The 13,838-nt window shown below is 62.4% G+C and carries 12 protein-coding genes; 10 read left to right on the top strand and 2 right to left on the bottom strand.

Translation table 11 applies throughout. The features are described from left to right. Positions 1-579: 579 nt before the first annotated feature. Together ACTNA2_RS06765 and ACTNA2_RS06760 are read right to left on the bottom strand one after the other, a co-directional pair. Positions 580-1,209 carry a response regulator gene (locus tag ACTNA2_RS06765; protein WP_441048971.1) on the bottom strand — a complete coding sequence of 210 codons (630 nt, stop codon included), beginning with the start codon at positions 1,207-1,209 and terminating at the stop codon, positions 580-582. Next, positions 1,206-2,351 (bottom strand): sensor histidine kinase, encoded by a 1,146-nt coding sequence (locus ACTNA2_RS06760; protein WP_441048970.1) that lies wholly within the window; start codon positions 2,349-2,351, stop codon positions 1,206-1,208. The genes ACTNA2_RS06765 and ACTNA2_RS06760 overlap by 4 nt, the downstream gene beginning before the upstream one ends. Before the next feature lie 166 nt (positions 2,352-2,517). On the opposite strand from ACTNA2_RS06760, the gene ACTNA2_RS06755 reads away from it, so the two are divergent. The 10 genes from ACTNA2_RS06755 to ACTNA2_RS06710 all read left to right on the top strand — a co-directional run bounded on the left by ACTNA2_RS06755 (position 2,518) and on the right by ACTNA2_RS06710 (position 13,579). After that, complete coding sequence (locus tag ACTNA2_RS06755; RefSeq protein WP_441048969.1) at positions 2,518-3,456, top strand: ATP-binding cassette domain-containing protein; 939 nt, start codon at positions 2,518-2,520, stop codon at positions 3,454-3,456. 9 nt (positions 3,457-3,465) lie between these two features. Continuing rightward, the gene (locus ACTNA2_RS06750; protein ID WP_441048968.1) at positions 3,466-4,653 is read left to right on the top strand and encodes an ABC transporter permease; all 1,188 of its coding nucleotides are present in this window, start codon (positions 3,466-3,468) and stop codon (positions 4,651-4,653) included. After that, positions 4,640-5,845 (top strand): ABC transporter permease, encoded by a 1,206-nt coding sequence (locus ACTNA2_RS06745; RefSeq protein WP_441048967.1) that lies wholly within the window; start codon positions 4,640-4,642, stop codon positions 5,843-5,845. The genes ACTNA2_RS06750 and ACTNA2_RS06745 overlap by 14 nt, the downstream gene beginning before the upstream one ends. A 360-nt stretch (positions 5,846-6,205) precedes the next feature. Beyond that, complete coding sequence (locus tag ACTNA2_RS06740; RefSeq protein WP_427727237.1) at positions 6,206-7,411, top strand: DUF362 domain-containing protein; 1,206 nt, start codon at positions 6,206-6,208, stop codon at positions 7,409-7,411. Between the two features lie 384 nt (positions 7,412-7,795). Then, a complete protein-coding gene (trhA, locus tag ACTNA2_RS06735) occupies positions 7,796-8,479 on the top strand; it encodes a PAQR family membrane homeostasis protein TrhA (protein ID WP_441015314.1) in 684 nt (227 codons plus the stop codon). Between the two features lie 114 nt (positions 8,480-8,593). Further along, positions 8,594-9,967 (top strand): hemolysin family protein, encoded by a 1,374-nt coding sequence (locus ACTNA2_RS06730; RefSeq protein WP_154516597.1) that lies wholly within the window; start codon positions 8,594-8,596, stop codon positions 9,965-9,967. 24 nt (positions 9,968-9,991) lie between these two features. Beyond that, on the top strand, positions 9,992-10,819 hold the full coding sequence (locus ACTNA2_RS06725; protein ID WP_427718075.1) for a cyanophycin synthetase family protein: 828 nt from the start codon (positions 9,992-9,994) through the stop codon (positions 10,817-10,819). A gap of 136 nt (positions 10,820-10,955) precedes the next feature. Beyond that, positions 10,956-11,345, top strand: a complete 390-nt coding sequence (locus tag ACTNA2_RS06720; RefSeq protein ID WP_154516595.1) for a YtxH domain-containing protein — start codon at positions 10,956-10,958, stop codon at positions 11,343-11,345. Continuing rightward, on the top strand, positions 11,345-12,100 hold the full coding sequence (locus ACTNA2_RS06715; RefSeq protein ID WP_441048966.1) for a PRC-barrel domain containing protein: 756 nt from the start codon (positions 11,345-11,347) through the stop codon (positions 12,098-12,100). Before ACTNA2_RS06720 ends, ACTNA2_RS06715 begins: the two co-directional genes overlap by 1 nt. A 72-nt stretch (positions 12,101-12,172) precedes the next feature. Then, entirely contained in the window at positions 12,173-13,579 is a 1,407-nt protein-coding gene (locus ACTNA2_RS06710; protein ID WP_441048965.1) for a polysaccharide deacetylase family protein, read from the top strand. The last annotated feature ends 259 nt before the right edge of the window (positions 13,580-13,838 follow it).

Genomic DNA, 13,838 nt, shown 5'->3' with positions numbered 1-13,838 from the left:
CCGCCGCGGGGGGGCGGGGGGGGAGCCTGAACAACCCCCCCCCCCCCCCCCCCCACCCCCCAGGTAGCAAACACCCACCTCCGGGGCGCCGCTTTTGTGCGTAGGCGAGGAGGGCTCGCCACGAAACCGGCCCATCTACTACGTTTAGTCCCTTACCCCCAACCATGTCAAAAAACGCGAAAAAAACCGCAGGTAGAACGCCTGCGGTTTTGCTCAAAACGAAGGTATGGTCAGGGGTATCGAGTTAAACGTAGTAGATGGGCCGATTTCGTGGAGCGGTTCCGGCTGATCCCTTGGGGACGGAGGAAAACGGATCATTTTTGGCTTGAAGCGGCTTGCGGAGACACTTGACGTGGCCGCTCGGACAAAACTAGGCCGGTTTACGGGGCTGAGTCACGAGTCCCCAACCATGCTGATATTCGTGAAAATAAAACCGCAGGTAGACGAGCCGTCATTTTACAGAAAACGCGGGTATGGATGGGGGTCCTGAGTTTGGCCCCGTAAACCGGCATAGTTTTGAAATGGCATTAAACCGGTAGCAGACATTTTGTTATATCGGGGCGGTCGGTCTTCGGGCAACTACCCTCGCAGGTAGGCGATGGCGATTTGGGTGCGGTTGCGCAGGCCCATTTTGGCCAGGATTGAGCTGATGTGGTTTCGCACGGTGCCTTCGCCCATATAGGCGGTGGCGGCAATCTCCTTGTTATCGAGGCCGCGGGCAATGAGCTCGGCGACCTCGAACTCGCGGTCGGTCAGGCTGACGAAGGCCGCGGGCCGGCGGGTCGTGCCCACCTCGACGCCCGCCCCATCAAAGTTGATATCCTCGATCGCCTTACCCTCGAGCACGCGTTTGCCGTCCATGACCTGGGCCAACGCCGGCGGAATGGCAGCGACATCGGTTTTGATCAGGTAGCCGCGGACACCCAGTTTGAGCGCCGACACAATGTACTCGTCATCCGAGAATGTCGTCAGAAACACCACGCGCGCCGCAGGGTCGCGCTCAAGGATCTCGCGGGCCGCCGAAAGCCCGTCGCGCCCCGGCATCTGAATGTCGAGCAGCGCGATATCGGGTGCGTGTTCGGCATAAAGAGCCACTGCGTCGTTGCCGTCGGCGCCGGTACCCACCACCTCGATCTGCGGCTGGGCGCCCAGGATTATCTTGAGCGAATCGACCACCAAGCGGTCGTCGTCGACAACGATGAGCCTCATCGGCCCTCATCTCCTTGCTGTTTGGGAACGGTGGCAAACACACGCCAGCCGCCGGCGCCGGCGCGCGGGCCGGCGGTGAAGGTGCCGCCAAGCGCCTCGACGCGCTCGCGCATGGAGCCGAGCCCCATGCCTCCTGTGACGTTGCGGCCGCTTGCTTGAGCCCCGCCTGCGCCATCGTCGGTAACGATGAGCTGGTAAAACGACGGATGCTCCATGCATCGTACGGTGACAGCATGGGCGCAAGCATGGCGTATGGCGTTGGAAAGCGCCTCGCGCAGGACCGCCGCAAAGCAGTTGGCGACATTTGCGGGCGCATGCTCGGCCAAAACCTCAAGTTCAATCTGCGGCCCGCCATCTGAGCGCGCGCCCTCCACGATGCGCTCGAGCTGTACGGAGAGATTCGCCGCGTTGTCGTTGAGCGCGTGGACGCTCGAGCGCACGAGCTGAAGCGCTTCGTCCACGGTGCGCTTGACGTCAGCGAAGTCGGCGGCGACGCCGGGCTCGTTGGCGTGGACCACGCGTAGGGCCTCGGTTTGCAGCGAGGCGCGCGTGAGCTGGTGCCCCACGTTATCGTGGATCTCGCGTGCGATGCGGGCGCGCTCGGCGAGCGTTGCGAGCTCGACCTCGTAGTCCTGGCGGTCGGCAAGGTCGCGGTTGCGCGCCTCGAGCGCGAGGGCTCGCTCCTGCAGCTCGTCGCGGGTGCGACGCATGCGCTCCTGCTCGCGCTCCAGCTGAGCGGTGCGCAGAGACAGCAAGGTGGCGGCGACTGAAAGGATGGCGGTCAACAGCAGCGCACGGGTGGGAAGCGCGCCGGCGTGGGCATATGCGACGAGTGCGCAGACAAAGATGGCGCCGGCGCCCAGCGCGACCCAAACGTGTTCACGGCGCACGCGTCGCGCGATGTCATAGAGGGCGAGGGGCGCAAACGGCACAAACGACGGCACAAAGACGGCCACCATAATGTAAGCGTAGCTCGCGGCCTCACCGGCGCGGCGGGCACGTTCGCCTTGCGCAATTTCCGTAAGCGAGGCGACTACGACGCCAAGACAAAACGCCGTGACCAAGCGAGCGTCCACAGCAAGACCCATGGCGGCCGCAATGCAGCACGCCAGCATGATCGATTTGTCGAATAGCCTGTTCATACGGGTATTGTACGCGATGGTGCGCGCGACGATTGCTTAGGTGCCGCAACCGTGACATTCCTCCCGCCCGCCCCCGTCGCACTCGTGACAAAGCTCACTGGTGCGCGCCGCCCGCACCTGCGATGATGCAATCGTACCGGGCCGAAATCAACAGAAGGGCCACCTCATGACAGACATCGTCCACGTCGAAAACCTCGTCAAGCGCTACGACGATCTTATCGCGCTCGACCACTTTAACCTGAGCATAGCCCCCGGCGAGATCTTTGGCCTGCTGGGTCCCAACGGCTCGGGCAAGACCACGTCCATCAACTGCATTCTGCAGCTGCTCGCCTACGACAAAGGCACCATCGAGTTGTTCGGCGAGCCCATGACGCCCGCCCGCTACGACCTCAAGCGCCGCATCGGCGTGGTGCCGCAGCAGGTGGCGGTGTTCGACGAGCTCACGGTGCGCGAGAACATCGACTATTTCTGCAGCCTCTACGTCAACGACCGCAAGCGCCGTCGCGAGCTGGTCGATGAGGCGATTGACTTCGTCGGGCTGGGCGACTTTGCCAAGTTTCGCCCCGGCAAGCTCTCGGGCGGCCTGGCGCGTCGCCTCAACATCGCTTGCGGCATCGCGCACAAGCCCGAGCTCATCTTCTTCGACGAACCCACGGTGGCCGTCGACCCGCAGAGCCGCAATGCCATCCTGGAGGGCATCTGCCGCCTGCGCGACGAAGGCGCCACGGTGGTGTATACCAGCCATTACATGGAGGAAGTCGAGCAGATCTGCAGCCGCATCATGATCATGGACGGCGGGCGCGTGCTGGCGCAGGGCACCAACGACGAGCTCAAGCGCATGATTCAGATGGGCGAGCGCGTGACCGTCGAGGTCAGCGCCGTCGAGCTCGCCACGGTCGAGCGGCTGCGCGCCCTCGAGCACGTGCTTTCGGTTGAGCTTTCCGGCGGCGAGCTCGTCTGCACCTGCGAAGCGAGCCCGCACAACCTGGTTGACATCCTCGACACGCTGCGCACTGCCGATGTGGCGCTCGGCCGCGTGTGGAGCGAGCCGCCGACCCTCAACGACGTGTTCCTCGAGATCACCGGCCGCAAGCTGCGCGACTAGGGGGCGGCCATGTTCAACACCATTATCATTACGGTCAAGACGCTGTTGCGCCGGCCGAGCACGTGGGTTTGGGGCGCGATCTTTCCCGTCGCGCTTTCCACGATGTTCATGTTTATGTTTGCGAATCTGAGCTCCGACGGCACGGTCGACCCGGTGCCGGTGGCCGTCGTGGCGGATGAGGCCTGGGGCGCCTCGACCTTTAAGGACGTGGCGACGTCGCTTGCCAAGGAAGGCGACAACCAACTGCTCGAGGTCCACGAGTGCGACGATGCAGTCGATGCGAACCGTGCTCTTAAGGCCGGCGAGGTCGCGGGCATCTATACGGTCGATGCCGCGGGCACGCCCAAACTCACGTTGCTTTCGAGCTATGACAGCTCGCGTGCGACGTCGGTGCTCACCGACCGCAGCATCCTGGAGACGGTGGCAAGCTCGTATACGCAAAATGCCGAGCTCATGCGCCAGATTGCCCAGGACAACCCGGCGGCGCTCGCCGACCCAGAGGCGGTTGCGCGCGCCCTGTCGCTCGAGGGCGGAATCCGCCGTGTGAGCCTGACGCGTGCCACGCCCGATGGCACGGTCATCTACTACTACGCGCTCTTTGGCCTGGTTGCGATGATGTCTGCCGAGTTTGCCGCCTTGAGCGTCGTCGACCTGCAGCCCAATCTGTCTGGCCTTGGCGCGCGTCGCTGCGTGGGTGGCCTTTCCAAGACGGCGTCGCTGGCCGGCATCTTTGTGGGCTCGTGGTTGGTTTCCTTTGCCTCGATGACGATTGCGATCGGCTACGTGCGCCTGGTCGTGGGGGTCGACTTTGGCGGGCGCGAGGGGCTCTGCCTGGTGGGCGGCGCCGTGTCCGCGCTTGCCGCCACGGGTCTGGGCCTTTTTGTGGGCACGCTTCCCGTTAAGGGCGGCAAGGCGTCCAAGTCGGGCATCCTCACGGGCTTTGCCACCACGTGCGCCCTGTTCGCCGGCCTCTACGGCGAGCCGGCGATGGCGCTTGCCGACGACGTCGCCCGCGCCTGCCCGGCCGAGAGTTGGCTCAATCCCGTCAAGCTAATCTGCGACATGTTCAACCGCTTGTATTTCTTTGAGGACCTGGGTCCCTTTGCCGTTCGCGCTGGCGCGCTGGTCCTTATGGCGTTGCTGTTCGTTGCCGTCGCCACGCTGATCTTTGGAAGGAGCCGCTATGAGCACCTTTAAGACTGCGCTTCGCATGGCGCTGGCGCACCCGTTCTACCTGCTCATCTATACGGTGTTCATCTCGCTCATGGGCGTATTCATCGCGGCCTCGGTGAGCTGGAACTCGTCGCAGCTCACCGAGTACGAGCCCTACGACACCAACGTGATCGTGGTCGACCGCGACGACAGCGACCTTTCGCGTGCGCTTACCAAGCACCTGGGCTCGCGCTTTGATCTGGTCACGGGTATCGGCGAGGACACCTACGACCTTGCGGACGCGCTCTCCAAGAGCAACAGTGCCAAGGGCAGCGCCGACTGCGTGTTCTTTATCCCGGAGGGGTTTGAGGACGACCTCGTTGCAGCCGCCCGAGCGGGGGAGCCCCTGCCCAAGCTCGATGTGACCTACGGTGCCGGCACCATGGCGGCGGCGCTTTCGTCTGCCGAGGCCTCGCGCTGGATCTCGCTCGCGGGCGCTGCGGCCGCACTTGATCCTACTGCCTCCGACGGTGACGTCGCCAAGGCCGCCGAGCATGCCGCCGTCAAGCGCGCGGAGGTCGAGATTGAGCAGGTCAAGGTCGACTCGACAGCCGCCGCCACGCTTGAGTCGTACTTCAACTTTGGCGCGTACGCGATTATCTCGTCGGTCATCGTATCGGTGGGGCTGGTGTTCTCGGGCATGAACGAACCCGAGCGCGTGCGCCGCATGGAGGCCGGCCCAATCTCCGAGCGCCAGCGCTCCCTTGCCGTGTTTGCGGCCGCTGCCGTGATCACCGTCTGCATCTGGTTTGTGTCGAGCATGATGGGTGTCGTGGGCTTTGCCGGCGCGGTCGCCGAGGTCGGCGTGGACCGCGTGTGTCTGGCGCTAGCGGCGACGTTTGCCCTGGCGTGCACGCCGCTGGCCGTTGGCTTTGCGTTGTCGAGCCTGGGCGCGCGCGAGGAGCTGCTCAACGGTGTGGGCAACCTGCTTGGCATGCTCATGACGTTTTTGGGCGGCGCCTGGATGCCGCTGTCGCTGATGGGCCCGTCCGTACAGACCGTAGCGCACTTTGTGCCGACATATTGGGTGAACGACGCGATCGGCAAGGCGCTCTCGTCGGACCTGACGTCCACCGTGCTGGGCGACATCGTCTGCGACCTCGGCGTCACGGCACTCTTTGCCGTGGCCATCGCCGCCGTAGGCCTAGCCCTCACTCACGCCAAATCCCACGCCTAGCCACCTAGTCATTGGGTGCTCATTGGGGACAGACTTAAATGACCAAGAGTGGTCATTGGGGACAGACTTAAACGACTAGTCATCGGGGACAGTCTTTGCCGATTCGCCGGCTCGCCGGCAGGGTTGGCAAGGGCTGTCCCCAGCTGCCGGCAGGAAAGGAACGTCCCTAGCCGCCAGGTGGCGAGGCACTCATTTAAGTCCGTCCCCAATGAGTGGTTTCAGTCATTTAAGTCTGTCCCCAATGAGTAGTCACTCATTTAAGAACGTCCCCAATGACTAGGCGCCGTACTTGACTTTGACCCCGCTTTAACGGGTACCATCCTCTATGTCTGTAACGCCATATAGACCGAGGGGATATATATGACCGCAACTTCACCCGCAGCACCCGCTAAGGTGTACTTCACCAACTTGCGTACGCATGCTCGCGAGAGCCAGCTCGACAAACTCAAGCGCCTCATCCGCCGCGCCGGTATTGAGCAGATCGACTTTGAGAACAAGTTCGTCGCTATCAAGATTCACTTTGGCGAGCTGGGCAACCTGAGCTTTTTGCGCCCCAACTACGCCCGCGCCGTCGCGGATGTCGTGAAGGAGCTGGGCGGCAAGCCTTTCCTCACCGACTGCAACACGCTCTATGTCGGTAGCCGCAAAAACGCGCTCGAGCACATCGATACCGCCTACCAGAATGGCTTTACCCCGTATGCCACGGGTTGCCAGATCATCATCGCCGACGGCCTCAAGGGTACCGACGAGGCGCTCGTCCCGGTCGAGGGCGGCGAGTACGTGCGCGAGGCCAAGATCGGCCAGGCGCTCATGGATGCCGATATCGTGATTAGCCTCACCCACTTTAAGGGCCATGAGCAGGCCGGTTTTGGCGGCGCCATGAAGAACCTGGGCATGGGAGGCGGTAGCCGTGCGGGCAAGATGGAGCAGCATGCCGCCGGCAAGCCGAACGTCGCGACCGAGCACTGCATTGGCTGCCGCGCCTGCGAAAAGATCTGCGCGCACAACGCTATCTCGTTCGACGACACCCGCGAGCGCGAGCTTGCCAGCGGCGCTACTCGCACGGTGCACGTGGCCGCCATCGACCACGATCGCTGCGTGGGCTGCGGACGCTGCATCGGCGTGTGCAACCAGGACGCCATCAAGCCCGTCTATGACGCCGCGGCCGACGTGCTCAACTGCAAGATCGCCGAGTACACCAAGGCCGTCGTCGACGGCCGCCCGAGCTTCCACATCTCGCTTGCCATGGATATCAGCCCCAACTGTGATTGCCATCCCGAAAACGATACGCCTATCGTCAACGATATCGGCATGTTCGCGAGCTTCGATCCGGTCGCCATCGACCAGGCCTGTGCCGATGCCGTCATGGCGTCCGAGCCGCTGCCCAACACCGAGCTCACCGATAGCGCGGCCAAGATGGAGCATAACCACGAGCATCTGGAGGGCGAGCAGGCGCGTGACCCCTTCTGCATCACGCATCCCGACACCGACTGGCGCGCGTGCATCGCGCACGCCGAGAAGATCGGCCTGGGCACGAGCAAGTATGAGCTTATCGAGGTCAAATAGCGCCTAGCTATTGGACAATATAAGCGCCTTTGTGGCGTAATTCGAGCAAAAGCCGCCCGTGAGTACAGCGCTCGCGGGCGGCTTTCCGGAAGTATGCGGCAAATTTCGAGACCGCCGAGCACACGACATTTTTTGGCAACAAAACCCCTGATAAATTGTTGGTAAAACTGCGGTCTGGTCGGCAGTTCCAGATTTTGCCGCATACTTCCGAAGGCGGGAGCCAAAACGGTCCTCCAGCGCTGTAACCAACCATGATTGTTTGCCGTTGATGCGTCAACAAGAAAAGAATGGGTAAACAAGGGGTCACGTATGGTGCAAATTTCGCACGTACCCAGACGCTTTGATATAGTGTTGAGAACTATTTACTTGGAGGATGTAACCGGCATGTCCGATTCGAGCGACAGTTCCAAGCCGCGACCCAAGGCCGCGGCCGTTCCACACTACACGGTGGGCGAGGAGATCATGAACTCCGTCACCCATGGTGTCGGTTGCCTGCTGGGTATCGCGGGCTTGGTGCTCCTGATCGTATTTGCCGCTCTTCGCGGCGGAGGCCCGGCTCACATGGCCGCGGCGATTGTCTATGGCGTCAGCATTATCCTCGAATACCTAGCCTCTACGCTCTACCACGCGATTCAGCCCGCACGCGCCAAGCGCGTGTTTCGCATCATCGACCACAGCTGCATCTACCTGCTCATAGCCGGCAGCTATACGCCGTTTTGCCTCATCACGCTCGCAAACGACGGCGGCCCTATGCTGTTCTTTGCCGTATGGGCCATCGCCATTATCGGCATCGCCCTCGAGTGCTTTATGCGCGAGCGTCAACCGCACTGGGTAAGCGGCCTGGTCTACCTGCTGATGGGCTGGCTCGTCGTCTTTAAGCTGCCCGAGCTCGTGTCGCTGCTCAACCCCGTGGCACTTGCCCTGCTCGCTGTCGGCGGCGTGTGCTACACCGTGGGCGTGCCGTTCTACATCGCTAAAAACGTGCGCTACCTGCACAGTGTGTTTCACTTGTGGGTGCTCGCCGGCAGTATCTTCCAGTTCATGGCGGTGATCCTCTTCGTAATCTAGCGATCACGTCTGTGCCTGTGGACCCATCCAAGCGGCCGCCGGACGCAACTGCCCTATCCGTTATCTACGCTTACTACCTAACGTCCCGAATCTTGGAGGTTCGAGAAACTCCCGATGGACATAACCATCTCCCTTATCACCACCCTCGTTTTGACCCTCATCAACGGCTACTTCTCTATGTCCGAGATGGCGCTCACCACGGCAAAGCGCGCCGTGCTGGAGCACGAGGCCGAGGAAGGCGACAAACGCGCCGAGCGCGCCGTTAAGCTGGCTGCCGACTCCGACCAGCTGCTCGCCACCATCCAGGTCGCCATCACGCTTGTGGGCTTTGCCTCGTCCGCGGTCGCCTCGACGAGCTTGTCCGACCCGCTCGCCACGTGGCTCATGAGCTTTGGCATCGCGCCGCTCTCTGCCATCGCGCGCGGACTGGCGCCGGTCATCATCACCGTTGCGGTCGCCTTCGTGTCCATCGTGATTGGCGAGCTTGTGCCCAAGCGCATTGGTCTGGCCAATGCCGAAGGCGTGTCCAAGCAGGTCGTGGGGCCGCTGTCGTTTTTCCAAAAGATCGCCCGTCCGCTCGTGTGGCTGACTGGTGCTTGCTCCGATGGTCTGGCCCGCATCCTGCGCATCAAGAGCGCCGACGATCGCCAAAACGTCTCGGAGGAAGAGATTAAGTACATGGTCTCGGAGCAGGACGACCTGCTCGACGAGGAAAAGCGTATGATCCACGAGATCTTCGACCTGGGCGATACCGTTGCCCGCGAGGTCATGGTGCCGCGCGTGGACACCACTATGTGCGAGGACGACGAGACGGTCGCCGACGTGCTGTCCACTATGCGCCAGACCGGCTTTAGCCGCATCCCCGTCTATCACGAAGATCCCGACAACGTGGCGGGCATCGCGCACATCAAGGACCTGATTCAGCCCTCGCTCGACGGCGAGGGCGACCAGCCCATCGCCGGTTATTTGCGCGACGCCACCTTTGTGCCCGACACCAAGGACATCCTGCCGCTGCTGTCCGAGATGCAGACTTCGCACGACCAGATCGTGGTGGTCGTGGACGAGTACGGCGGCACGGCTGGCATCATTACCATCGAGGACATCGTCGAGGAGATCGTGGGCGAGATCGAGGACGAGTTCGACCCCGACAACAAGTACCTCACGCGTCTTTCGCGCCGTGAGTGGCTCGTCGATGGGCGTTTTTCGTGCGATGATGCGATTGAGCTTGGTTGGCCGCTCGAGGAAAGCGATGATTATGAGACCATCGCCGGCTGGATTTTGGAACTTTGCGACTCGGTGCCCGACATCGGAGAGGTGTTTGAGGTTGCAGGGTACAAGTTCAAGGTGCAGTCGATGCGTGGCCAGCGCATCTCGCTTATTCGCGTGATCGCTCCGGCCGAAACCGATAAGAAGGATTCCGAGTCCTCGGCAGATAAGCCGGCGACGCCGGGCGCGGGCTCTGCGGGCCCGCACGACGGCGACGAGTAGGGCAAGGAAGAGTAGGGGAGAGTTATGGCAGGCCTGTTCAACATCCTTAAGGTCACCGTCAGCGAGGACAAGATCTGCGCGCATGTGCTGGTGAACCCCGGCATGCCGCTCATGACCTCGGAGGACATCGAGGCCACGGCGCGCGTGTACTACCTGGTGCCCGCGATTGCCAAGCACCTGTGCCTAGGCGATTCCGGTCGTGAATTCCAGGACTGCATGGGCCAGACCGAGCTTTGCCATCTGCTGGAGCACGTGACAGTGGAGCTCATGAACGAGACCGGTCTCGCCGGCAGCATTTCGTGCGGCCGTACCCGCGTAAGCGAGCACGATGAGCGTGTCTTTGAGGTTGAGCTTTCATGCCCCGATGACGCGCTGGCCATCGGCGCGCTGTCTTCGGCGACCTTTATGATGGACTGGGCTTATCTGCACGCCGACCAGCCTGCCCCTGACGTGGAGGGCACGGTCGCGGGCCTGCGCAACCTGGTGCTGGGTATGCGCGCCGAGGCCGAGGGCAAGGATCCGCACGAGGCCATCGCCGCCGCAAACGCCGAGGACGGGGCCGAAGGCGAGGCTCCTGCCGATTCCGAACCCGGCGTCGAGGCAGCTGCTGAGGAAGCTGTCGAGTCCGAGCCCGCGGAGCCCCAGGGTGTCCCGAGCTTTGACGATGAGCTGCAGGAGGCAATCGATACCGAGGGCGCGACCGCCGAGAGCCACGAGGCCCCCGCTGCCGTCTACGGTGGCGCGGCGACGGTTCCGGCAGGCCCCGCACAGGAAGGTGCGCTTCCGCTCGTTGATGGCGCCGGCGAGGACCCGGCCGCCACGGTGGCCATGCCTGCCATACCGCAGGAGTAGGCTCACTCGCTTATCACCATCATGTACCTGCGCTTTTACCGTACGCAGATGAGCGCGACGGCAAGTGTTGCGCTGCGGGTATAATGGACAGCATTCAAACGGTGGGCATTGAGGTGCCCGCAGGAGAGGAATGATCATGGGAAAGACTTTCAGCTTTGTCTCCGGTGCGCTCTTTGGCGCTGCCGCCGGCGCTATCATCGGCGTTGCTCTGGCCCCGCGCTCGGGTGCCGAGACCCGTGCCATGGCCGCCGATATCGCCAACGATGCCTGGGACAACATGCGCGACACCTACGAGCACGGTGCCGAGGAGGCTCGTGCCGCGGTCAACGACTTTGGTCCGATGGTCGACGCCAAGACCGATGACCTGCGCGCCAAGGTCGACCTGGCCCGCGAGCGCATGGACCAGCTTCGCGAGCAGCTCAACGACGCCATCTCGGGCGGCAACGTGACGCCCGCTGCCGACGTCGTGGTCGAGAACGTCACTGAGGCCGACACCGAGGCCACGGAGCCCTCGACCGAGGCATAATGCGCGCAGGGGATTTTGTCGGCGTCAAGGTTTATCGTAAGCCTGCCGAAGACAAGCGCACCAAAAAGGACGGCACGCCGCGCAGCCCCAAAAAGCTCGGCAAGATTCACTTTCCGGTCTTTACCCCGGGCGGTACGCGCGTGGTGGGCTTTATGGTTCGCCAGTCCGATATCGCGGGCATGATCGAGCGCCCCGATCGATTTGTGGCGCTCGATGCCATCGGCGTCTATGAGGGTGCTGTCGCGGTCGACGATGTCAAGGGCACCTACGATGCCGCCGCGGCCAAGCGCCTCGATATCAACCTGGACGATTGCATCATCTGGGTTGGCATGGACGTGCGCACGGAATCGGGCGACGTCGTGGGCTACTGCTCGGACGTTGAGTTCAAGCCGCGTTCGGGTATCGTGCAGACGTTCTACGTGACCGCCGGCACTGCCTCGAGTGTGCTGGTGGGCGACACACAGATGCCGCCGACGATGCTGCTCGGCTACGAGAACGGCGCGATGATTGTCTCGGACGAGGTCAAGTCGCTCGGGTATTCGGGTGGCGCGGCCGCCAAGGCTGCCGAGGCCAGTGTCGTGGTGGGTGATAAGGTCAAGAAGGGCGCCAAGGTGCTCGATGACAAGGGATCGGCCGCCGTGGACAAGGGCAGTCGCGCACTGGGCAAGCAGCTCGGCAAGACGCGCGGTATGTTCAAGGCCTTTAAGGACGAATATCAAAAGGCGAGCGGGGGCTCGTCAAAAGCTAGCAAATAGCGACGTACCAAATGATGGGGGGCGAGCCGGAGACATGTTGCTCCGGCTCGCTGTGTTTATGGGGGAGGGCACATGCGCCAAAACGGATCTAACTTAAACGGGCGCTCGGGTGCGCGTCCGACGGCGCGACGCGACCTGGGGCAGCTGCCCAGCGGTCAGCGTCGACGTCGCCGTAAACCCGGCGCGATGTACCTCAACCATAGCCGTGGGTTTAGCGATCGCAGCGCGCGCATCGGCAACGGGCGCTCACCGCGCCGACCGTCCCGCCTGCCCTATGCGCTCATCGCTGTCGGCTGTGCGCTCGTGCTGTTTATCGCTGCCGTCGTGGGCTATGTCAATCGCAGCGTGGACATTGTGCTCAATGGGGAGCAGGCTTCGGTGCGCGTGGGCTCCACGTTGCAGAACCTTATCGATGATCAAGGCCTGACCGACACCTACGATGCCGGCGACTTGTTGGCTGTCGACGATAGCGTGCTTACCCGCCGTGGCGGCGAAAAGCTGTCGGTGAAGGTGGACGGCAAACGGGTGAAGCAGGGCAAGTGGAATAGCCGCGAGCTAACGGGCGGCGAGAAAGTGACGGTCAAAGACGGCCGCGACACGTACGAGAAGCACGAGGTCCAGGTCACGACCATTGAGCCCAAGTTGAAGGTCGAGGGCACGGGCGCTATCGAATACGTTAAAACCTGGGGCGTTCAGGGCCGCTCCGAGGTATGGGTCGGCGAGCAGTCGGGCAAGACGCAGGACCGCGGCGAGGTCGTGCCCGCCACCGACTGTGTAGTCGAGTGCGCGAGCGTAGCGCCCAAGGGCAACGAAAAGTACGTGGCCCTGACATTTGACGAGGGTCCGAGCGGCGCGACCAAGCAGGTCTTGCAGGTGCTCAAGGAAAAGGGCGTCACGGCGACGTTCTTCCTTTCGGGCGATGCTGCGGAAGCCTCGCCCGCTACTGCCAAAGCGATTGTCGATGCCGGATGCGAGATCGGCTCCAACAGCTACAGCGATGATTCGCTCAAGGGCAAGGATCGCGAGGCGGTGCGCAAGCAGATCACGAAGGGCACCGAGGCGATTAAGTCGGCGACCGGCTTCGAGACGATGTTGCTGCGTGCTCCCTACGCCGCGTTTGACGAGCAAAACTGGATCGATGCGATGGACCTGGTGTCTGCCGTGGTCTCGTGGAATGTCGATTCGGGCGACTGGCTGCTCAACGGCGCCGACGAACAGGTTTCGACAGTGCTCGAATCGGTGACTCCGGGCAACATTGTTTTGTTCACCGATAGCGACGAGTGCTCCGAACAGACGCTCGAAGCGCTGCCGCAGATCATCGATGGCCTTGTCGCCAAGGGCTACAAGATCGTGACGCTGAGCGATTTGGTGAAGACGGATACGTCGCTGAGCAAAAAACTCACCTCGCTAACGAAGACTTCCATGCCCAAGAACGCCGTGTTTCCCCAGCTCGCCGAAGATAACGACACCACAGACTAGTCACGGGGGACGTTTTTAAACGACTATGTCACGGATGCGTCAGCGTTTGGTATGCCTGCGATGTTTGGAGCATAAATTTGGCGTCACGGCGCGATGCTGATGCTATAGTTACTGCGGATAACAAGGGTCAAGAGAAAGGTTGCAGGTGAAATCCAAACCTCGACCATACAGTCGATGACCCCTTGCAGGTGCTTCTTGCGCATGCACGGGGTGTGAGCGCCGAGCGGTGTGCCGCCCGCGCATGCGTATACATATCTAA

It is taken from the genome of Collinsella sp. HCP28S3_E9, assembly GCF_052065455.1.
GTDB lineage: Bacteria > Actinomycetota > Coriobacteriia > Coriobacteriales > Coriobacteriaceae > Collinsella.
The sequence above is the reverse complement of the archived record's forward strand: the minus strand, read 5'-3'. Positions and strand labels throughout refer to the sequence as shown.